The sequence below is a fragment of the Neorhizobium sp. PAMB6630 genome (assembly GCF_058242775.1).
The window spans coordinates 1724179-1746025 of record NZ_CM177836.1; the positions used below are offsets into that span (position 1 = coordinate 1724179).

General features: G+C 61.8%; 18 protein-coding genes. 13 read left to right on the top strand and 5 right to left on the bottom strand.

The annotated features are described in order from the left end of the window. Window positions 1-43: 43 nt before the first annotated feature. Both AC4CWF_RS08155 and AC4CWF_RS08160 read left to right on the top strand, forming a co-directional pair. Window positions 44-1144, top strand: a complete 1101-nt coding sequence (locus AC4CWF_RS08155) for a Gfo/Idh/MocA family protein (RefSeq protein ID WP_491284753.1) — start codon at window positions 44-46, stop codon at window positions 1142-1144. A gap of 22 nt (window positions 1145-1166) precedes the next feature. Then, entirely contained in the window at window positions 1167-1808 is a 642-nt protein-coding gene (locus AC4CWF_RS08160; RefSeq protein ID WP_491284755.1) for a ThuA domain-containing protein, read from the top strand. A 95-nt stretch (window positions 1809-1903) separates the two neighbouring features. On the opposite strand, the gene AC4CWF_RS08165 is transcribed toward AC4CWF_RS08160, so the two are convergent. Continuing rightward, window positions 1904-2746 (bottom strand): NAD(P)-dependent oxidoreductase, encoded by an 843-nt coding sequence (locus AC4CWF_RS08165; protein WP_491285295.1) that lies wholly within the window; start codon window positions 2744-2746, stop codon window positions 1904-1906. Between the two features lie 44 nt (window positions 2747-2790). After that, window positions 2791-3774, bottom strand: a complete 984-nt coding sequence (gene denD / locus AC4CWF_RS08170; protein WP_491284757.1) for a D-erythronate dehydrogenase — start codon at window positions 3772-3774, stop codon at window positions 2791-2793. A 166-nt stretch (window positions 3775-3940) separates the two neighbouring features. Here denD and AC4CWF_RS08175 point away from each other — a divergent pair, with 166 nt between their 5' ends. From AC4CWF_RS08175 to AC4CWF_RS08200, 6 genes are all read left to right on the top strand, one after another. Next, window positions 3941-5407, top strand: a complete 1467-nt coding sequence (locus tag AC4CWF_RS08175; protein ID WP_491284759.1) for an FAD-binding oxidoreductase — start codon at window positions 3941-3943, stop codon at window positions 5405-5407. A 73-nt stretch (window positions 5408-5480) separates the two neighbouring features. Beyond that, the gene (locus tag AC4CWF_RS08180; protein ID WP_491285298.1) at window positions 5481-6185 is read left to right on the top strand and encodes a FadR/GntR family transcriptional regulator; all 705 of its coding nucleotides are present in this window, start codon (window positions 5481-5483) and stop codon (window positions 6183-6185) included. A 169-nt stretch (window positions 6186-6354) separates the two neighbouring features. Next, window positions 6355-7524 (top strand): fumarylacetoacetate hydrolase family protein, encoded by a 1170-nt coding sequence (locus AC4CWF_RS08185; protein WP_491284761.1) that lies wholly within the window; start codon window positions 6355-6357, stop codon window positions 7522-7524. A 7-nt stretch (window positions 7525-7531) separates the two neighbouring features. Beyond that, a complete protein-coding gene (locus AC4CWF_RS08190; protein ID WP_491284763.1) occupies window positions 7532-8065 on the top strand; it encodes a TRAP transporter small permease in 534 nt (177 codons plus the stop codon). Continuing rightward, complete coding sequence (locus AC4CWF_RS08195) at window positions 8065-9342, top strand: TRAP transporter large permease (protein WP_491284765.1); 1278 nt, start codon at window positions 8065-8067, stop codon at window positions 9340-9342. The genes AC4CWF_RS08190 and AC4CWF_RS08195 overlap by 1 nt, the downstream gene beginning before the upstream one ends. A 48-nt stretch (window positions 9343-9390) precedes the next feature. Further along, on the top strand, window positions 9391-10395 hold the full coding sequence (locus tag AC4CWF_RS08200; protein WP_491284767.1) for a TRAP transporter substrate-binding protein: 1005 nt from the start codon (window positions 9391-9393) through the stop codon (window positions 10393-10395). A gap of 91 nt (window positions 10396-10486) precedes the next feature. Here the strand turns inward: AC4CWF_RS08200 and AC4CWF_RS08205 are convergent, their stop codons facing one another. Both AC4CWF_RS08205 and AC4CWF_RS08210 read right to left on the bottom strand, forming a co-directional pair. Beyond that, window positions 10487-11404: a DMT family transporter gene (locus AC4CWF_RS08205; protein ID WP_491284770.1), complete on the bottom strand. Its 918-nt coding sequence runs from the start codon at window positions 11402-11404 to the stop codon at window positions 10487-10489. A gap of 37 nt (window positions 11405-11441) precedes the next feature. Continuing rightward, window positions 11442-12644: a mandelate racemase/muconate lactonizing enzyme family protein gene (locus AC4CWF_RS08210; protein ID WP_491284772.1), complete on the bottom strand. Its 1203-nt coding sequence runs from the start codon at window positions 12642-12644 to the stop codon at window positions 11442-11444. A 353-nt stretch (window positions 12645-12997) separates the two neighbouring features. Between AC4CWF_RS08210 and AC4CWF_RS08215 the strand changes: the two genes are divergently transcribed. Beyond that, complete coding sequence (locus tag AC4CWF_RS08215) at window positions 12998-14275, top strand: MFS transporter (protein WP_491284775.1); 1278 nt, start codon at window positions 12998-13000, stop codon at window positions 14273-14275. Between the two features lie 12 nt (window positions 14276-14287). Further along, a complete protein-coding gene (locus AC4CWF_RS08220; protein WP_491284777.1) occupies window positions 14288-15544 on the top strand; it encodes an arsenic transporter in 1257 nt (418 codons plus the stop codon). A 36-nt stretch (window positions 15545-15580) separates the two neighbouring features. Here the strand turns inward: AC4CWF_RS08220 and AC4CWF_RS08225 are convergent, their stop codons facing one another. Next, the gene (locus tag AC4CWF_RS08225; protein WP_491284778.1) at window positions 15581-16231 is read right to left on the bottom strand and encodes a TetR/AcrR family transcriptional regulator; all 651 of its coding nucleotides are present in this window, start codon (window positions 16229-16231) and stop codon (window positions 15581-15583) included. Window positions 16232-16299: 68 nt separating this feature from the next. On the opposite strand from AC4CWF_RS08225, the gene AC4CWF_RS08230 reads away from it, so the two are divergent. Genes AC4CWF_RS08230 through AC4CWF_RS08240 form a run of 3 tightly spaced genes read left to right on the top strand, consistent with a single transcriptional unit; the run spans window position 16300 to window position 21526 of the window. After that, on the top strand, window positions 16300-17373 hold the full coding sequence (locus tag AC4CWF_RS08230) for an efflux RND transporter periplasmic adaptor subunit (protein ID WP_491284780.1): 1074 nt from the start codon (window positions 16300-16302) through the stop codon (window positions 17371-17373). Then, window positions 17370-18458 carry an efflux RND transporter periplasmic adaptor subunit gene (locus AC4CWF_RS08235; protein WP_491284781.1) on the top strand — a complete coding sequence of 363 codons (1089 nt, stop codon included), beginning with the start codon at window positions 17370-17372 and terminating at the stop codon, window positions 18456-18458. The genes AC4CWF_RS08230 and AC4CWF_RS08235 overlap by 4 nt, the downstream gene beginning before the upstream one ends. Then, entirely contained in the window at window positions 18455-21526 is a 3072-nt protein-coding gene (locus AC4CWF_RS08240; protein WP_491284783.1) for an efflux RND transporter permease subunit, read from the top strand. The genes AC4CWF_RS08235 and AC4CWF_RS08240 overlap by 4 nt, the downstream gene beginning before the upstream one ends. Window positions 21527-21847: the final 321 nt, after the last annotated feature.

Genomic DNA, 21847 nt, shown 5'->3' on the forward strand with positions numbered 1-21847 from the left:
AGCGGCGCGGAGGGCCCCGTCATATCCATTCTGGAGGAGAAACATGGATAAGCTCGGCATCGGCATCATCGGATGCGGCAATATATCATCGGCCTATCTGAAGGCCATGGCGTCGTTTCCCGTTCTCGACATCAGGGGGATCGCCGATCTCAATCGCGGCCTTGCCGAACAGCGGGCCGGTGAGTTCAATCTGGTGGCGCGCGGCATCGATGAACTGCTGGCGGACCCGGACATCAAGCTGATCGTCAACCTCACGGTGCCCAAGGCCCATGTGGCAGTCGGCCTGCAGGCGCTGGCGCAGGGCAAGCATACCTATAGCGAAAAGCCGCTCGGCGTGACCTTTACGGAGGGACGTACACTTGCGGAGACAGCAAAGGCAAGCGGGCTTCGCATCGGCGCCGCCCCCGATACCTTTCTCGGCGGCGCGCACCAGACGGCGCGGGCCATCATGGATACGGGCGTGCTCGGCGTTCCCGTCGGCGGCACCGCCACCTTCATGTGCCCGGGGCATGAGCGCTGGCACCCCAATCCCGACTTCTATTACGAGGCCGGCGGCGGGCCCATGCTGGACATGGGGCCGTACTATATCACCGATCTCGTCAACCTGCTCGGGCCGGTGGTGAAGGTGGCGGGTTTTGCCATTGCGCCGCGCAAGGAGCGCATCATCACCAGCCAGCCGCGCAATGGCGAAAAAATTCCGGTTCATATCCCCACCCATGTCTCTGGTGTGATGGCGTTCGAATGCGGCGCGGTGGTGCAGATCGGCATGAGCTTTGATGTCGCCGGCCACAGACATGTGCCGCTCGAAATCTACGGCACGGAAGGCACCCTCATCGTTCCCGATCCGAACCACTTTGGTGGCGATATCGAGCTGTTGAAGAAGGGCGGAAGTTTTGAGCCGCAGCCGACCACGCAACCCTTTGCGGATGGCAATTACCGCTCTCTCGGCGTTGCCGACATGGCGCATGCCATTCTCACCGGTCGTCCGCACCGGGCAAACGGTGATCTTGCGCTGCATGTTCTGGAAGTGATGGAGGCCTTCGGCACGGCGGCAGAGACCGGTGAGATCGTGACCATCACCACCAGGCCCGAGCGGCCGGCGCCGCTCTCGCAATCGTTGATCGATGGGCGGATTGCCCGCTGAGACCATAGTGGAGGAGACCAGAATGCGTGAAGCTTTGATCGTTTGGGGTGGCTGGAGCGGCCACGAGCCGCAGGAATGCGCCCATATCATACGGGATATTCTCCAGGAGGATGGGTTCAAGGTCTATCTGGAAAACACCACGGAAGCCTTTGCCGATCCGTCGATCCACGACCTGTCGCTGATCGTGCCGATCATGACCATGTCGAAGATCGAGAAGGAGGAGGCAAAGAACCTGGCGGCTGCGGTGGAAAACGGCGTGGGCATTGCGGGCTATCACGGCGGGGCCGGCGATGCGTTTCGCGAATGCGTCGAGTACCAGTTCATCATCGGCGGGCAATGGGTTGCCCATCCCGGCAACATCATCGATTACACCGTCAACATTACCCGCCCCGAGGATGCGCTGATGGAGGGGATCGAGGATTTCCCTTACACGTCCGAGCAGTATTACATGCATGTCGACCCTTCCAACGAGGTGTTGGCAACGACGACATTTCGCGGCGATCACGCTTATTGGATCGATGGGGTGGTGATGCCCGTCGTGTGGAAGCGCCATTATGGCAAGGGTCGCGTCTTCTATTCCTCGCTCGGCCACGTCGCCAAGGAATTCGACGTGCCGCAGATGCGCACGATCTTTCGGCGCGGCGCAAGCTGGGCGGCGCGCTGAGCCGACGTTTTCGCGCTCACCGGAGGCGGGCGGGCGACTTCGAAAGCGTAAGCAGCGGGGCCATCAGTGGCCCCGCCTGATCCTCTCGCCGGGCGTCATTTCTCCCGGTGGTTGATCTTCTCCAGGTGGAGAATGAGGCCGCTATGGTCCGTCTCGCCGTGACCATCCTCCACGAAAGCCTTAAATTCCCGGCGGACCTCCATGGACAGCGGAAGCTCCAGGGACAGACTTTCGGCGGTGGCAGCCACCGCATTGAGGTCTTTCAGTTGGAGGCGCGAGGGGCCGCCCGGCTGGAACTGGCGGTCCACCATGCGTTTTCCGTGCAGTTCGAGGATTCGGCTTTCGGCAAAGCCGCCGCGGATCGCCTCGCGAAACTTTTCCCGCGAGGCACCGCCCGCCTCGACCAGCATCATGGCTTCCGCGACGGCGCCGATGGTGATGGCAACGATCTGCTGGTTGGCCAGCTTGCAGATCTGGCCGGCACCCGAGGGACCGACATGGGTGAGACGCCCGAGCGGTGCAAAGACATCGGCGAGCGTTGCGAGGACGGCTGCATCGCCGCCGGCCATGATCGCAAGCGTGCCGGCTTCCGCGCCAACGACACCGCCGGAAACGGGGGCATCGATATGGGCAATGCCCCGTTTTTCCAGCCGAAGCGCATGATCCCGAGCAATATCAGGGGCGATGGAAGAGCTGTCGATGACGATGGCGCCCGCCTTCAGCGCGTCGGCAACGCCGCCGTCAAAAAGCACGGCGCCGACGGCCGAACCATCCGACAGCATGGTGAAGACGATGTCCGCATCCGCGACGGCTTCTGCCGCATCAGCCGCGCAGATGGCGCCGTCGGCCACCAGCGCTTCTGCCTTGCGGCTGTCGCGGTTCCAGACGGTGACCGGAAACCCTGCCGATAGCAGGCGCTGCGCCATCGGTGCGCCCATCAGTCCGGTGCCCAGAAATGCGATCCGACGTGTCTCTGCGTCGCTCACAGGCTGCCTCCCAGTTCGTCCTCGATATGAATGCGGATGATCTCGTCGAACGAGCTTTCCGCGACAAAGCCCAGCGCGCGGGCTCTCTTTGCCTCAAAGCCCGGAGCCCAGCCGGCGCAGATGCGCATGATCATTTCGTCCGGCTCGCGGCGAATGAGGCGCACGGCCTTTTCGCCGGCCACCCGGCGCAGGGCCTCGATCTGTTCACCCACCGTGGCGCTGAGGCCCGGCATCGAGAGGTTGCGACGAGCGCCGACGCTTTCAAGGTCAATCGTTGCGCCGTGGAGCAGGAAGCCGACGGCTGAGCGCGGCGAGGCGTGCCAGTGGCGAACATCCTCTGAAACCGGAAGCACCGCTTCCTCACCCACCAGAGGCTCGCGCAAGATATTGGAGAAAAAGCCGGAGGCCGCCTTGTTCGGCTTGCCCGGACGGATGCAGACGGTGGGAAGGCGGATGCCGATGCCATCGAAAAAGCCCTTGCGGGAATAATCCGACAGAAGAAGCTCGCAGATCGCCTTCTGCGTGCCGTAACTCGTCAGCGGCGTTGTGTGGAAATCGTCGGGAATGGGGAAGGGGAGCGGCGCTCCGACCACGGCGATGGAGGAGGTGAAGACGAGGCGGGGGCGGTAACCATCCTCTCCATTGGCCTTGCGGATCGCGTCAAACAGCATGCGTGTTCCGTCGAGATTGATGCTGTAACCCTTGTCGAAATCAAGCTCGGCTTCGCCGGAGACGATGGCGGCCAAGTGGAAGATGACATCTGGCCGCCCGGCAATGAGCGTCTCTGCGGTGCCTGGCACGGAAAGGTCCACGGTTTCCAGCGCCACCCGGCCGCCAAATCCCCCCGGCGCCTCCGGTTCAACGACATCGACCAGCGTCATCGCGTCGACGGGCTCGCCGCCGAGGGTGCCATCGCGGGTCAATCGCGCGGCAAGCTTGCGGCCAACCATGCCGGCAGCGCCGATGATAAGAATGTGCATGCGTTTCTCCTCCTTGGTTTTTTTCGAGATCCTGTTGCCGACGGCTGCACGGCAAAATTCAATTGTAAGGTTGTCAGATAACCTTATATGCTGCCGTTGAAAACCAGTTTATCGAGCAAATGCATCGCGCGTCGAGAGCGGTCGTCGTTTGGGGAGAGGGAAAGCCATGTCGGGAGATCAGCCGAGAAACCAGCCGGAAGACGTGAACCTGCAATCTGCTGACGGGCGTGCAGAACGTCTGTCGCGACTGTTGGGGCAGGACCTTGTGCTTGCCGGACCGGAGGTCACGCGCTATTGCCGCGACTGGCATGGTGACGTCACGACCGGGGCGGTTGCCGTCATCCGGCCGCGCACGACGCAAGATGTATCGGCCGCCGTTCGCGCCGTTGCCGAACTTGGCCTGTCGCTGGTGCCGCAGGGTGGCAATACCGGGCTGGTTCTTGGCGCAACGCCTGATGATCCCGCGGCCCAAGTGGTCATCAGCCTGGAGCGGATGACCGCGATCCGTCGCCTGGATGCAGACGATTTTTCCGCCGTGGTCGAGGCGGGCGCGATCCTCTCCGATTTCAAGGACAAGGTGGAGGCTGCCGGGCTTTATTTTCCGCTTTCGCTGGGCGCGCAGGGTTCCTGCCGTATCGGCGGAAACGTTTCGACCAATGCCGGCGGCATCAACGTGCTGCGCTATGGCATGACCCGCGATCTGGTGCTCGGCCTTGAGGTCGTGCTGCCGGATGGTTCGGTCTTCAATGGCCTCTCGACCCTGCGCAAGGACAATCGCGGGCTCGACCTCAAGCAATTGTTCATCGGTGCCGAGGGAACACTTGGCATCATCACGGCTGTCTCCGTCAAGCTGATGCCGGCACCGGATCAGGTCGCAACCGCGCTTGTCGGCCTCAATGCGCTTTCGGATGCGATTACGCTTTACCGGCGCGCGCGGCGTGATTGCTGCGATCTCATGTCGGTCTTCGAATTCATGCCGCCGGTCGCCTTCACGCTGGCGCGCGAAGCGATGCCGGATCTCGTGATGCCGATCCGAGGGGATTATCCCGCCTATGTTCTGATGGAGGTTTCCGGCTCGGGCCTTGTCGATATCGAGGACCTGATGCAGCGGTTCCTCGAAGGGGTGATGGAAGACGGGCTGGTGGCGGATGGCGTGGTGGCGACATCAAAAGCGCAGGCCCGTAGCCTCTGGCTGTTCCGGGAGGGCATGAACGAGGGGCAGGCGAGGCGCGGCCCGCATCTGCGCACCGATGTCTCCGTGCCCCTGTCGAAGCTTCCGGCCTTCGTGGAACAGGCAGAAGCGGCGGTGATGGAAAAGCTGCCGGATTGCCTTTGCGTCTCCTATGGGCATGTCGGCGACGGCAATGTCCATCTCAACGTCCTGCCGCCGTCCGGCCTTTCGGCTGAAGAGATTGCGGCACGGATCTACATGGCCAAGACCGCCATCAACACCGTGCTTTATAGCTTCGACGGATCGATCAGCGCCGAACATGGCATTGGCCGGCTGAAGAAATCCGAATTTCTCGCGAGGCTGCCCGACACGCAGGCGCGTCTTTTGGCCGCGATCAAGCGGGCCGTGGACCCGAACCTGATCATGAACCCCGGTTGCCAATTGAATTATCGCACCGATTGATGAACAACCGCATTTGCGCACGAAGCGCGCACGAAGGGGGCAGGCAGACATGTCGAGTGATATCGGTCAGACCATGATCGGGCAGATCAGGCGCAACGAGCACCTGCCGACCCGCATTGCGTCACGGCTGGCGGCCGAGATCAACGAAGGTCGCCTGAAGCCGTCCGAAAAGCTGCCGACCGAGCATGTTCTGGCAAAAAGCCTCGGCGTCAGCCGTTCCGTCATTCGCGAAGCCATTGCCCAGTTGCGCAACGAGGGGCTGGTGGAAACCCGCCAGGGTGTCGGCGCCTTCGTCAGCGAACGCTCCGCCTGGCTGATCCGCATCAAGGACGGGGAACTGTCGGAGCCGCAAAGCTTTCGCGCCTTGTTCCAGTTGCGTGTGCCGCTGGAAATCGAATCGGCGGGGCTTGCAGCACTCCATCACACGCCGGAGGATATGGCGCGGATCGATGAAGCGCTTTCGGCCATGACCGGGGCGGAAAAATGGACCGCGCAGGGCGTCGTGGCCGATCTTGCCTTTCACCGCGCCCTTGCAGAGGCAACGCATAACGAATATTTCGCGATGTTTATCGGCTTCATCGCCGAGCGGATCAGCCATGCGATCAATGCGGCGCGCGAGCGTGCGGTGCTCGAGGAAATCGTCGAGGTGACGATTGCCGAGCATGTGGTGCTGCGCGACGCCGTGGCGAGCCGCGATGCGCAGCGGGCGCGAAACGCCATGCGCGCCCACCTGCTGGGCGCTGCAAGTCGCATCGATCTCAGCCTCGAACAGTTCTGAGGCAAGCGCTTCAACGCCGCCTATGGCAAAAACCGACATGGACTTTCCTTCGGGGTAGACAGCCGCGAAAACTGTCCGTATTAATCGGATAGGTCGTTGTCAGACATCCTGACAATGGGGCTTGGTGACAGGAGGTGTCCCGGCCCGGAGGTTATGGGAGGGGTCCGCTTTGGCGTTGCAACGCAACCTGAAATCCGTGGAGATTCTGCCGCAGGATGCCGAAAAGGCACTGCTGGTCGGACGTGTCTGGTCCAATGCGGCTGAAGGCCCTTGCCCGGTTGTTCTGCGTGACGGCCGCGTGCTGGATGTGAGCGGCGTGTCCGCCACCATGTCCGGCCTCCTGGAAATCGATGGCATTGCGTCAAAGCTTGCGCAGGCGACGGATCTCCCCGATCTCGGCTCCCTTGACGATTTCCTCACCGGTGCGGCTGGCCACTTGCTGGCGCCTATCGACCTTCAGGCGATCAAGGCCGCCGGGGTTACTTTCGCAGACAGCATGCTGGAGCGGGTGATCGAGGAACAGGCCAAGGGCGATGCCGGGCGTGCGCAGGATATCCGCGCAAAGCTTGCGCCGGTGCTGGGCGACAGCCTGCGCGGGCTCGTTGCGGGCTCGGAGCAGGCGGCCAAGGTCAAGACGCTGCTGCAGGACATGGGCCTCTGGTCGCAATATCTCGAAGTCGGTATCGGCCCGGATGCGGAAATCTTCACCAAGGCCCAGCCGATGTCATCGGTCGGCTGCGGCGATGTCGTCGGCATCCACCCGATTTCGCAGTGGAACAATCCGGAGCCGGAAGTGGTTCTGGCCGTGCGCTCCGATGGCACGATCATCGGCGCCACACTCGGCAACGATGTGAACCTGCGCGATGTCGAGGGGCGCTCGGCGCTTCTGCTCGGCAAAGCGAAGGACAACAACGCCTCCTGCGCCATCGGCCCGTTCATCCGGCTCTTCGATGATGGGTTCACCATGGAGGACCTGCGCAGGGTGCGCGTTTCCCTGCTGGTGCGCGGCGAAGACGGTTTCGAAATGACGGGTGAGAGCCCGATGGAAGCGATCAGCCGCACGCCGGAAAACCTCGCCTCGCAATTGCGCAACCGCAACCATCAATATCCTGATGGCGCGGTGCTTTTCCTCGGCACGATGTTTGCGCCGGTCAAGGATCGCCGCGGAGCAGGCCTTGGTTTTACCCACGAGGTGGGAGACCGCGTCGAGATCGCGACACCGATGCTCGGCCGCCTCGTCAACATCGTCGATCGCACCGATGCCTGCCCCGAATGGACGTTTGGCACGCGGGCGCTTTTTAAAAACCTGGCCCGCCGCGGCTTGGCTGACAAGGCTTGAGGGGCGCATGACCAAGATTGTCGATCTCTTCTACAAGTGTCTCGAATTCCTGCTGATCCTGCTTCTTGGCGGCATGGCTCTGATGGTGTTCGTTAATGTCGTACTGCGCTACGGCTTCAATTCGGGCCTCACCGTTTCGGATGAAATGGCGCGTTACTTCTTCGTCTGGCTCACCTTCATCGGTGCGGTCGTCGGCTTTAGGGAATATGGCCACCTGGGCGTTGAAACGGTGGTCGGCCTTCTCGGGCGGCGCGGACGGCTCGTCTGCATGGCGTTGAGCAATCTCGTCATCCTCGGTGTGTCCCTGCTGTTTTTCTGGGGCACCTGGAAGCAGTTGCCGATCAACGCCAGCATGAAGGCACCGGTCACGGGGCTTTCGATGGGCTGGGTTTATGGCATCGGCTTCTTTACCGGCGGCGGATGTGCGCTGATCGCGCTCGAACGGCTGGTGCGCACGGTGACCGGACGCACCACCGATGCGGAAATCGCCGCCTTTGCCGGCGAAGACCAGAGCATTGAAAAGCTGGCGGAGCGCGCCTGATGACCCTGATCGTCTTTATCGTTTCGCTTCTCGGCGCTATGGCGATTGGGGTTCCCGTCGCCTTTTCCCTCATGTTCTGCGGCGTCACCCTCATGTGGTACATGGGGATGTTCAACAGCCAGATCATCGCCCAGAACATGATCGCCGGCGCCGATACATTTACGCTTCTTGCCATTCCCTTCTTTGTGCTCGCCGGCGAGCTGATGAATTCCGGCGGTCTGTCGCGCCGCATCATCGAGTTTGCGATTGCCTGCGTTGGGCACATTCGTGGCGGTCTTGGCATTGTCGCCATCATGGCGGCCGTCATCATGGCGTCGATCTCGGGCTCGGCCGCTGCCGATACCGCAGCCCTTGCCGCTATCCTCATCCCGATGATGGCCAAGGCCGGTTATAACGTGCCGCGTTCGGCGGGCCTCATTGCATCCGGCGGCATCATCGCGCCGGTCATTCCGCCCTCAATGGCCTTCATCGTGTTTGGCGTTGCCGCCAATGTCTCGATCACGCAGCTCTTCATGGCGGGCATCGTGCCCGGCATCCTGATGGGTCTGGCGCTTGTCGTCGCCTGGCAGATCGTGGTGCGCAAGGACGATGTCCAGCCGCTTCCCAAGGCCAGCGCCCGTGAACGCCTCCGCTCCACGGGTCGTGCCGCCTGGGCGCTTGGCATGCCTGTCATCATTCTCGGCGGCATCAAAGCCGGCGTCGTCACGCCAACCGAAGCGGCCGTGATTGCCGCTGCCTATGCCATGTTCGTCGGCATGGTGATCTACCGCGAGCTGAAGCCGAAGGATCTGCCGCATGTGGTGCTGCAGGCGGCCAAAACGACGTCGATCATCATGTTCCTGGTCTGCGCGGCACTCGTCTCGTCCTGGTTGATCACGGCGGCCAATATTCCCGGTGAGATCACCCAGTATATCGAACCGTTGATCGACCGGCCGATGCTGCTGATGTTCGTCATCATGCTGCTGGTCCTGCTCGTCGGAACCGCGCTGGACCTCACGCCGACCATCCTGATCCTGACGCCGGTGCTGATGCCGATCATCAAGCAGGCGGGCATCGATCCGGTCTATTTCGGCGTCATGTTCATCATGAACTGCTGCATCGGCCTGATCACGCCGCCCGTTGGCGTCGTGCTGAACGTGGTGAGCGGCGTCGGCCGCGTGCCGCTCGGCAAGGTCGTAACAGGCATTTTGCCTTTCCTGTTCGCGCAGGTTCTGGTGCTCATGCTGCTCGTCGTGTTTCCGCAGATCGTCACCGTGCCGGCCCAGTGGCTGAGGTGACGCGATACGTTCAATAGTCTCATCATAGGATCCAAGGGAGGATATTCCATGAGAAAGCTACTACTCGCAACCACTGCACTCGCCTTTGCCGCCTCGGCGGCAGCCCCGGCATTTGCCGAATTCAACAGCCGCACCATTCGTGTGTCGAACGGCATCAATGCCGATCACCCCGTCGGCAACGGGATCAAGGCCATGCAGGCGTGCCTCGATGAAAAGTCCGGTGGCAAGCTGAAGCTGCAGGCCTTCTGGGGCGGCGCGCTCGGTGGTGACCTTCAGGCCACGCAGGCGCTGCGCTCCGGCGTGCAGGAAGCCGTCGTCACCTCGTCCTCGCCGCTCGTTGGCATCGAGCCGGCGCTTGGCGTGTTCGATCTGCCCTTCCTGTTTGCCAATGCCCAGGAAGCCTACAAGGTACTCGACGGCAAGTTCGGCGACATGATGAACGAGAAGATGGCAGCCGTCGGTCTCGTCAACCTCGCCTATTGGGAAAACGGCTTCCGCAACCTGTCGAACTCCGTTCGCCCGGTTGAGAAGTGGGAAGATTTCCAGGGGATGAAGGTTCGCGTCATGCAGAACAACATCTTCCTCGACACCTTCCAGAACCTCGGCGCCAATGCCACGCCGATGGCGTTTGGCGAAGTGTTTTCCGCGCTTGAAACCAAGACCATCGACGCGCAGGAAAATCCCTATGTGACGATCGACACCTCGAAATTCTTCGAAGTGCAGAAATTCGTCACCGAGACCAACCACGCCTATACGCCGTTCCTCTTCCTCTTCTCCAAGGCGATCTTCGACACCTATACGCCTGACGAGCAGGCCGCCCTTCGCGCGTGCGCAGTGGTCGGGCGCGATGTCGAGCGTGGCGTGATTGCCGACCTCAACAAGAAGTCGCTGGAAAAGATCAAGGAAGCCGGCCTCAAGGTCAACACGCTCTCGGAAGACGAGCAGAAGCGCATCCGCGAAAAGTCCATGGTGGTCTACGAGAAGCACAAGGCTGAAATCGGCGCCGACGTCGTCGACGGAATCGTTGCCGAGCTTGCTGCCATTCGCAAGTAATCACGGCTGAAGCCTGACCCCATAATGAAAGACCCGCAGCGGTTCTCTCCGTTGCGGGTCTTTGGCGTTTCAGGGCCGTTCCGGCAGGCCGCTATTCCGGAACAGAAGGCAGAACTTTATCGCGCTTTTTCAACTGCTGTTCCCGGAAAAAGATGAACAGGCCAGAGCCAACGATGAGGGCGGCGCCGATGACCATGGTGGTGCGCGGCACTTCTCCGAAAAACCACCAACCGAAGACGATTGCCCAGAGCAGAAGCGTATATTGCAGCGGCGCAACCGTTGCCGCATCCGAGATTTTCAGCGCCCGGTTGACCAGCATATGCGCGCTCATGGCAACGACACCGAGAAGGCTGAGCGCGAGGATTTCGGTGACGGAGGACAATGGTGTCCAGTCGAACGGTGCAAAGACGAGGCCGGCGAGCGCAGCGCCTCCGGTCTGGAACAGCACCAGTGTCTTGTCCGGCGTGCCGCGAAGGCTGCGTCCAGACAGCATCATGAAGGCAAAGGCTGCCGTGCCGATGATCGAGATCAGCGCCGGTGCCGTAAACATGGCGCTTGACGGCTCGAGCGTGACGATGACCCCGATAAAGCCGACGCCGATGGCCGTCCACCGGCGCCAGCCAACGTGTTCGCCGAGCAGGAACGGAGAGGCGGCGGCGACATAGATCGGCGCTGCCAGCCAATAGGTCATGACGTCAGCCAACGGCAGATACATCACGGCGTAATAGAAGCAGAACAGTTCCAGCGTCGAAAAGACGACACGAGCCGCCTGCAGGCCCGGCCGTTCGGCCTCCAGTACGGGCTTCTTGCCTGCCATCCAGAGGAACGGCGACAGGATGACAAGGGCGGCCACGCTTCGAATGAGGATGACCTGCCCGAGCCCGTAACTCGCCACCAGCCATTTGCCCATGGCGTCGTTCAGCGCAAACAGCAGCATGCCCAGAAGCATGATGGCGGGGCCGGCAAACGCTGTAGCCGAAGCGGCGCGGCGGGAAGGAGATTTCAACATTTATGCTCCGAAGAAGGTGGGGTCGATCGCGCCGTGATCAGAGGTGCGAGTGATCGGAAAGGCGGCGGCTCACGGTAAAAGCGCGGTCGAGGTCCGGGTTCAACTCCATGCCGAGGCCCGGGCCTGGCGGCACCGTGATCATGCCGTTCTGCACTGTTGGGAGTGCTGTGACCAGATCCCTGTACCAGGTGTTGTAGAAGGCGCGCACACTTTCCTGCACGAGCGCATTCGGCGCATTGAGCGACAGATGCGTCGAGGCACACAGAACCACCGGCCCGGTGCAATCATGCGGAGCAACCGGCAGGTGCCAGGCTTCGGCCATGGAGGCGATCTTGCGGGCCTCCGACAGCCCGCCGCACCAGGAAATGTCGAGCATCACGACACCCGCCACGCCCGTTTCCAGGTAATCGCGAAAACCCCAGCGGGTGGCGAACGTTTCCGAGGCGGAAATCGGGGCAGGGGAAACGTCCGCATAACGCTTCAGGCTCGAAAGACTGTCCATCTTGATCGGGTCTTCGTGCCAGAAGGTCTGGAAGGGCGTCAGCGCCTTTGCAATCTGCATGGCCGGCAGCAATTGCCACATCGAATGGAATTCCACCATAATATCCATGCGGTCGCCAACGGCGGAGCGGATCTTTTCAAACGGCACCAGCGCCTGCTTCAGGTCCGGCATGGAGATATAGGAACCGCGCGTCTTTTCCGCGGCCGCATCGAACGGCCAGATCTTCATGGCGGTAATGCCGTCTTCCAGAAGCGAATGGGCCAGTTCGTCGGCGCGCTCCAGGAAGCCGTTGAGGTCGTCGTAATCGCGCCCGCCGGAGAGCCCGTAATTGGCCGTCGCCTGGCCCGTCGCCTTCTTGATGTATTCGGTGCCCGCACAGGTATTGTAGGTACGGATCTCGCGGCGGGTGAAACCGCCGAGAAGCTGGGCAATCGGCTGGCCGGTCGCCTTGCCGAAAATATCCCAGAGCGCGATGTCGAAAGCGGAGTTTCCGCGCATTTCAGCGCCCGAGGAGCGAAAGCCGACATAACCGACGAGATCGGCGGCAAGCTTGTCGATCTCCAGCGGATCGCGGCCGATGACCCGAGGTGCTACATATTCATGCAGATAGGCCTCCACCGTCTCGGCCCCGAAAAAGGTTTCGCCGAGACCGGTCAAACCCTCGTCCGTGTGAACGAGAACCCACAAGAGGTTGGGGCGCTCGCCGATGCGAACGGTTTCAATCGCCGTAATTTTCAAGATATCCTCCCATGCCTGTGCTGAACGGCCGGCCAAACTCCGGTCCTCCCCGTCCGTCACCTTCGCCAGAACCGCGAAAAAGAATCCCCGGTCGCGAATGCAAATCCTGTCATGTTGTCAGACAAATGGCAACGCCAAGATGCAGCCGAAAAGGCAGAGCAACGGCGGGCCGCAGACATCCGGGAGCGCGAGACAGTTCTTGCGCCCGGATGCTTCAAAGCCTGCCGGAATGCCACAACAACGGCTTGTTTTCATTTGAGATTGATAACCTTGAGATCGTCTGGAACAAAATCGCTGGCGCGTCGTTCTCGCCCGCCACCGATGGATCATCCGTCTGAAACAAGGAGGCCGGCATGCCAAAGTCTGCGACCTCCCGCCTGTCCGGCCGTTCCCTTTTTGCCCTTGCCGTCCTCAATTTCTTCCTGGCCGATGCGCGTGATGGGCTGGGGCCGTTTCTCGATGGTTTTCTGGCAACCCATGGCTGGTCGCCGATGACGCTCGGGATTGTCGCAACGCTCGGCGGCGTGCTCGGCATGGTCGCCACCCCGCTGCTCGGCGCCCTCGTGGATGCCTCGCGCGCCAAACGCACGCTCATCATCGTTCCCGTCGTGCTGGTCACGGCTTCGGCGCTCTGGACGCTTGCAAGCCCCGGCAATGCGGCGGTCTTCGGGGGCTTATCGATGACGGCAATCGTTGGGGCGGTGGTTGGTCCGGCACTCATGGGCCTGACGCTGGGTCTTGTTGGAGAGCGTGCCTTCTCGCGCCAGGTCTCCCGCAATGAATTCTGGAACCATGCCGGCAACGTCGTGTCGCTCGCCGGCATCTATGGTGCCACCGTGTATTTCGGCCTCAGCGGCATTGTCGGTCTGATGATCGTCACGGCATTTGCGGCCATCCTGGCAACGCTTGCGATCAATCCCCGCGAGATCGACCATCAGGTGGCGCGCGGGCTTGGGCATGATGATGGCACGCCCGGGCCCTCGGGTTATGCGGTGCTGGTGGGGAGCAAGGGTCTTGTCCTGCTTGCGATCACCCTGATGATCTTCCACTTCGGCAATGCGCCGATCAGCCGGCTGATCGCACAGGACTTTTCCCTCCAGCTCGGCACGCCCTTCCGCACAACCGCGATCACCACAGGCGTCTCGCAGCTGTCGATGATTGCCATGGCCTTGGCGACGCCCTTTCTGCTTCGCCGCTTCGGCTTGGCCACTGTCTTTGTCATCGCCCTCCTGTCGCTTCCGCTGCGGGGCCTCATCGCCGGCTCCTTCTCCGATTTCGGCGTCATCTACCCGGTGCAGATCCTCGACGGCATTGGTGCCGGCCTGATCGGCATTGCGACACCGATTGCCGCCGAACGGATACTGTCCGGCACCGGACGTTTCAATGTCGGCTTTGCCGCCGTGATGACGGTGCAGGGGATCGGCGCGTCGCTCAGCAATATCGTGGCCGGCTGGCTGACGGATCTCGGCGGTTATTCGCTCGCCTATTTCGTTCATGGTGGGGTGGCTGCACTTGCGGTTGCAGCCTTTCTCGCCGGTCGTCACGCCATTGCACCACCGCAGGACAAAGGCACTGGTGCCGGGGACGATTCCGCAGTAGCTAGCCGCCCGGGTGGCTCTTCCAACTCTTAAAAGCAGATGACGATGCAGGCATTGACGATGACGTGGGCGATCGCGGGGCTGACCGCGCTTGGAGTGATCACAAGGCCTTTCGGCTGGCCGGAAGCGACCTGGGCGGTTCTCGGCGCAGTGTTGCTTCTGGCGCTCGGGCTGATCGGTCTGTCCGATGCCTGGCTTGGCGTCTCCAAGGGGCTCGACGTCTATCTGTTTCTCATCGGCATGATGCTTCTGTCTGAACTGGCCCGCCAGGAGGGGCTGTTTGATTGGCTGGCCTCGATAGCCACGGCCCATGCCAAGGGCTCTCCCCGGCGGCTGTTTGCGCTGATCTTCGGTGTCGGCATAATCGTCACCGCCTTTCTGTCGAACGATGCAACGGCTGTGGTGCTGACGCCGGCCGTCTATGCTGCGTGTCGGGCGGCACGGGTGCGCGATCCCATGCCCTATCTGCTGATCTGCGCCTTCATCGCCAATGCCGCAAGTTTTGTCCTGCCGATTTCAAACCCCGCCAATCTGGTGATTTTCGGGGGAGGCGAGATGCCGCCGCTCGGACACTGGCTGTCAACCTTCACGTTGCCGTCGCTGGTGGCGATCACCGCGACGTTTGTGGCCCTCTTCTGGACCCAGCGTGCAGCCCTTGCCACGGATACCGTCAGCGCGCATGTCGAACCCATGGCCTTGTCCTCCAGCGCGCGTCTTGCGGGTGTCGGCCTCATCGTCACGGCACTGCTGCTGCTCGGCGCCTCCGCGCTCGATCTTGATCTTGGCCTTCCGACATTTGTCGCCGGTTGCCTCACCACTATCGTCATCATGGCGGTGACCCGCAGGAGCCCGGTTGCGACGCTGAAGGGCGTATCGTGGAGCGTTCTGCCGCTTGTGGCCGGCCTCTTCGTCGTCGTTGAGGCGCTGAACGGCACCGGCCTTGCCGATACGCTGGCCCGCTGGCTCTCGATGGGGGCTGAAAGCCATCCGGCCCAGACGGCAGCCCTTGCCGGCACGGTTGTCGCCTTCGTCTCCAATCTCGTCAACAATCTACCGGCAGGGCTTGTCGCCGGCAGCGCCGTTCAGGCAGCCCATGTCTCCGACAAGATTGCCGCCGCCGTGCTGATCGGCGTGGATCTCGGGCCCAACCTTTCGGTGACCGGGTCGCTGGCCACCATCCTCTGGCTGTCTGCCCTTCGTCGCGAGGGGCTTCACATGGGGGCCTTCGCCTTCCTGCGGCTTGGTGCCGTGGTGATGATCCCGGCGCTTGTCCTGTCGCTTGGCGTCCTCGCCCTCCAGTAACGCGGGATCCGGCTCTCAGCACAAGACGGCGGCCGGTCAGGCGCGTTTTATCACGAGCCCGTTCATGACAAGATCGAGATGCGCCCGGATGTAGGGATCAAGCTCGACATGAGGTGAATCGCCGCGAATGAGCGTCTCCATGATGCGCGCGATGACCGGGGCGAAGATGACCGGGGCGAGCGCTGCCGGCCCATTGCGGAATTCGCCAGCTTTTATGCCTTCGTCAAGTAATGCCTGCACGCGCATGAACAGCGGATCGATCAGCTCGTCATGATGTTTCTGTACGATGTGCGGAAAACGGGGTCCCTCTGAAATGACGAAGCGGATGAGTTCTCGCGTATGCCTATTTTTAAGTATTTTCTCATAGAAGAGAAGAAGGAGAGCTTCCAGGCGGTCTGCGCAACTGCCCTTGAGGTCTCCGGCATTGTGCAGCAATTCCTCAAGCGGGGTCGCCACATGCGCAATCATGGCCGCGAAGAGGTTTTCCTTGGTGGGGAAATAAACGTAGATCGTTCCTTTCGTGACGCCGATCCGCTCGGCGATATCTTCGACCCGCGCCGTGGCAAAGCCGTTCGCGATGAATTCCTCGAAAGCGGCATCGAGAATCTGGATGGGTCGCTGAGCCTTCTGCTCTGCCCTGTTGAGTTTCCTGTCGTTTACCATCGTTTCGGCCAAAGTTCCCTTCATTTGTAAATTTCATTGACTAACCGGTCATTCAAATTTAACGTAGTCTGGCAATTGTTCAAGGGGCAACCATGCAACGGTTAATTACAAACGCGTTCCTGGCGTTTTCACTGGGGTTCCTGGCGGCCTGTGCGCCGCATGAGGAGACGCCCCCGAAGGCGGCCCGACACGTGGGTGCTGTGGTCGTCAAGGCGACCGAAGTGTCCGAAGAAGTTTCGACCACCGGCGAGATCGACGCCCGTGTCCAGTCGGATCTTTCCTTCCGCGTCAGCGGCCGCATCACGGATCGATTTGTCGACGTGGGTGACCGGGTGAAGGCGGGCCAGGTCCTTGCCCGCATTGATGCGCAGGAGCAGCAGGCTGACCTCCAGGTGGCTGTTGCAACGCTCGCCTCGGCCGTGGCCCAGCAGACCCAGGCCCAGCAGGCGTTCGATCGCCAGCAGAGCCTGTTCACAACCGGCGTGACGACACGGGCGGATCTCGATTCGGCCCGCGAAAGTCTGCTGCGGGCCAAGGCGACGGTGGAATCGGAGCAGGCCCAGCTCGATACGGCGCGCGACACGCTCTCGCAGACAGATCTGATCGCCGATGCGAACGGCGTCATTACGGCGCGCAACGCCGAAGTGGGGCAGGTGGCGCAGGCCGCCCAGCTGATCTTCACGCTCGCCCATGATGGCCCGCGCGACGCCGTGGTCAATATCGATGAATCGCTCCTCCTTGGCCGTGAACTGGCAGGCGATATCAAGGTCCACCTCCTTTCGGGCGGTCCGTCGATGAAGGCGACGGTCCGCGAGGTCTCGCCGACGATCGATTCAAGCTCGGCAACGGTGCGCATCAAGCTTGCGCTTGAGGATGTGCCGTGGGCAAAACTTGGAAGTCCGATCGTTGCGATCGCCCATTACAAGCCGCAGAGCGTGATCGAGCTGCCGTGGTCCTCCATGACCTCGCTTGCCGGCCAGCCGGCCGTCTGGGTCATCGATCCCGAAACGAAAGCCGTGTCGATCCGGCCGGTGGATGTCATCACCTATAACAGCGGCCGCTTTTCCATCCGCTCCGGCGTCAAGCCGGGCGAGACCGTGGTGGCAACGGGCGCCAATTTCCTGAGCCAGGGGGAAATCGTGGCATTTGAAGGAACTGCACAATGAAGACCACCGCCCCCAGCCTCGCGGCGCTCCTTCTGGCCGCCACGTTTCTGACTGCCTGCCAGAAGGAAGAAACAGCCGAAGCCGAACCGCCGCGCCCGATCCTGTCGGTCATTGTCCGTTCGGAACCGGCTGCCCAGCTTTCGCTTCCCGGAACGGTGGAAGCGCGTGTCACCACCGAGTTCAGTTTCCGCGTGCTCGGCCGCATCGTGGCCCGCAACGTCCAGGTCGGTGATCTCGTGAAGAAGGGCGATGTCCTTGCCGCCATCGATCCGCTGGCGCTGGAGCTGGCCGTCAAGAGTTCGCAGTCTGATCTGGTCAACAGCCAGGCGCAGCTTGCCAATGCGCTGACGACGGAAGAACGCCAAAAGACCCTGTACGAAAAACAGTCCGGCGCCAAATCGGCCTACGAGACCGCCGTTCTCGATCGCAAGACTGCCGAGGCTTCCGTCGACAAGGCCCAGGCCAACCTTGACAAGGCCAATGAGCAACTCGGCTATGCGCGCCTCCTGGTCGAATTCGATGGCGTGGTGACAGCCACCTCCGCGGAGGTGGGACAGGTGGTGTCGGCGGGCCAGAGCGTTGCCACCGTGGCGCGCCCGGAAGTCAAGGATGCCGTCATCGATGTGCCGGAAGCCGCCGGCGACAAGGTTGGCCCCGGAACGGCCTTCGATGTTTCGCTGCAGCTGGATCCAACCCTGCATGCCAAGGGCATCGTGCGTGAAATTGCGCCGGAAGCCGACGATGCCACCCGCACCCGTCGCACCAAGCTTAGCCTGATCGATCCGCCCGAGGCCTTGAGGCTCGGCGCCGTGATCACGGCGACCGCACTCGACAAGGACGATGCGGTGATCCGCATTCCGTCCTCTGCCATCAAGGTGGATGGGGGAAAGACCACAGTCTGGGTCGTTTCCGAAGCGGAAAAGAAAGTCTTTTCGCGTCCGGTGACGCTGGCCGGTGAGCCGCCGCCGGAAGGCATGGTGACCGTCACGGACGGCATTCGCCCGGGCGAACGCATCGCCGTTGCCGGCGCCCACACACTTCAAGAAGGTCAGACCATTCGCGTCGATCAGGAGATGACCAAGTGAAATCCTTCAACCTCTCCGACTGGGCGCTCGAACACCGCTCGCTCGTCTGGTACTTCATGATCGTGTTCGTTCTGGCCGGAACCTTCTCCTATATCAATCTCGGACGCGAGGAAGACCCGGCCTTTACCATCAAGACGATGGTCATCAACGCCCAGTGGCCGGGTGCCTCTGCCGAAGAAGTGACACGCCAGGTTACCGACCGGATCGAAAAGAAACTCGAGGAGCTTGACGCCCTCGATTATACCCGCAGTGAAACGACGGCGGGGCAGACGACGATCTTCGTCGAGCTTCTTCCCACCACCAAGGCGAAGGACGTGACGGCCAACTGGCTGAAGATCCGCAACATGGTGAGCGACATCCAGGGGGATTTCCCAAGCGGTGTCGTCGGTCCCTTCTACAATGACACGTTCGGCGACGTTTACGGCAATATCTACGCCTTCATGTCCGACGGGCTGACGCAGCGCCAGCTGCGTGACCTCGTCGAGGACGCGCGTGCCAAGCTCCTGACCGTTCCCAATGTCGGCAAGATCGACATCGTCGGCGCCCAGGACGAAGCGATCTATCTGGAGTTTTCGACCCGCAAGATTGCAGCGCTCGGCATCGACCAACAATCGGTCATCGATACGCTTCAGGCCCAGAATGCGGTGACGCAGTCCGGCGTTGTGGAAGCGGGGCCGGAGCGGATCGCGCTGCGCGTCAGTGGCCAGTTCACCTCCGAAGACAGCCTGAAGTCCATCAATCTTCGGATCAACAACCGGTTCTTCCCGCTCACCGACATCGCCACCATCAAGCGCGGTTATGTCGATCCGCCGTCCTCGTTGTTCCGGTTCAAAGGCGAGCCCGCCATCGGCCTTGCCATCGGCATGAAGGCAGGCTCCAATCTTCTGGAATTCGGCGAAAAGCTGGATGCGCAGATGAAGCGTGTGGTCTCCGATCTGCCGATCGGTGTCGACGTGGCCCGTGTCTCCGACCAGCCCAAGGTGGTGGATGAGGCCGTTTCCGGCTTCACCCGCGCGCTCTTCGAAGCCATCGTCATCGTGCTCGCCATCAGCTTCATCAGCCTGGGCATGCGGGCGGGCATGGTCGTTGCCATCTCCATCCCGCTGGTGCTGGCCATTACCTTCGTTTTCATGGAATATACCGGCATCTCGCTGCAGCGTATTTCGCTCGGCGCCCTGATCATCGCGCTCGGCCTGCTTGTCGATGATGCCATGATTGCCGTGGAGATGATGGTGTCTCGCCTTGAGGCGGGGGATACGCTGCGTAAGGCGGCGACCCACGTCTACACCTCGACCGCCTTCCCGATGCTGACGGGCACGCTGGTGACCGTTGCCGGTTTTATCCCGATTGGCCTCAACAACAGTGCGGCGGGTGAATTCACCTTCACACTTTTTGTCGTCATTGCCGTCTCGCTGGTGGTGTCGTGGATTGTCGCCGTGCTCTTCACGCCGCTGCTTGGCGTGTCGATCCTGCCGAAGACGATGAAATCGCATCACGAGAACAAGGGGCGCGTGACGCGCGGTTTCGCCTGGCTTCTGCGGGTTGCCATGCGCTGGCGCTGGATCACCATCCTGCTGACGATCCTGGCTTTTGCAGGTTCTTTGAGCGGTCTCGGTCTCGTGCAGCAGCAGTTCTTCCCGGCCTCCGACCGCCCCGAACTGATCGTTGACTGGAACCTGCCCAACAACAGCACCATTACCGAGACAAACCGTCAGATGGCGCAGTTCGAGCGGGAAAAGCTGGCCGGGAACCCCGATATCGATCACTGGTCGACCTATGTCGGCGAAGGCGCGCCGCGCTTCATCCTGTCCTACGACGTACAGTCTTCGGCTGTCTGGTTCGGGCAGACCGTCATCGTCGCCAAGGATCTGGAGGCGAGAAACCGCCTTCGCGGCGAGTTGCAGGCCTATCTGGGCAAGACGTTCCCGGGCACGGATGCCTTCGTCAAGCTCCTGGACATCGGCCCGCCCGTCGGCAAGCCGGTCCAGTACCGTGTGAGTGGCCCGGATATCCAGACGGTTCGTCAGCTGGCCATGCAGCTGGGCAGTATCGTCAACCAGCATCCGCTCCTGTCCAACATGACCTATGACTGGAACGAACCGTCGCGGGTCGTGAAGGTCGACGTGCTGCAGGACAAGGCACGCCAGCTGGGGATTTCCTCGCAGGATATCGCAAACCGCCTCAGCGGCATCGTCGAAGGCACGACCGCCACCAACGTGCGCGATTCAATCTACCTGATCAATGTGATCGGCCGGGCGCAGGATACCGAACGCGGCTCGATCGAGACGCTGAAGAACCTGCAGCTGCCCAGCAGCAGCGGCAACTCCGTGCCGCTCTCGGCTGTCGCCAAGTTCCGTTACGAACTTGAACAGCCCAAGATCGGCCGGCGCGACCGTATCCCGACGATCATCATCAAGGCTGCCGTCATCGGCTCCACCCAGCCGGCAACGGTCGTCACGCAACTGGAGCCGAACGTGAAGAACTTCATGGACACGCTTCCTCCCGGTTATCATGTCGAACTGGGTGGTTCGGTGGAATCCAGTGCGGATGCGCAGGGGCCGATTGCAGCCGTTGCACCGCTGATGCTGTTTGCCATGGCAACCATCCTGATGTTCCAGCTGCAGAGCTTCAGCCGCCTGTTCCTGGTGTTTGCGGTGGCGCCGCTGGCCCTGATCGGCGTGGTGGCAGCTCTTCTTCTGAGCAATGCCCCCATGGGATTTGTCGCCATCCTCGGCATCCTGGCGCTGATCGGCATCCTGATTCGAAACTCGGTCATCCTTGTCGTGCAGATCGAGCATCTGCGCAGCGAGGGGGTTGCGCCCTGGCGCGCCGTGATCGAGGCGACGGAGCATCGCATGCGGCCAATCCTGCTGACCGCAGCAGCCGCCACGCTGGCGCTCATCCCGATTTCCCGGGAAGTGTTCTGGGGACCGATGGCCTACGCCATGATGGGCGGTATCGTGGTCGGCACCGTGCTGACGCTGCTCTTCCTGCCGGCACTCTACGTCGCCTGGTTCGGCATCAAGCGCGAGGTCGATGACGAGACCCCGCGCGATGTGCATGCCTGAAAACAGGAGGCGCCCGAAAGGGCGCCACCGCTGCTTCTGCCTGTGCAGCCAAGCCCACGGCACCGGCCTCCGTCACCTTCAGTCTGAATTGGCCGTGGCGCGAGGGGCAAAGCTTCCTCACCCTGGAAACGCTGGCTCCCGAAGGTTTGGCCGCAAAGGCGCCTGGCGTCCCCCCCACACAAGCCTGAAGAGCGAAGAATTTTCTGATCCGCGTATCTCGGTAGGCATTCTGCTGGCAGCGCCCAGGCGCGGTGGACACGATCTGCCACCGGCCCCGCCGAAAACCACTCCGAACGGCGTCATCGTCATTCCTGCGATAAA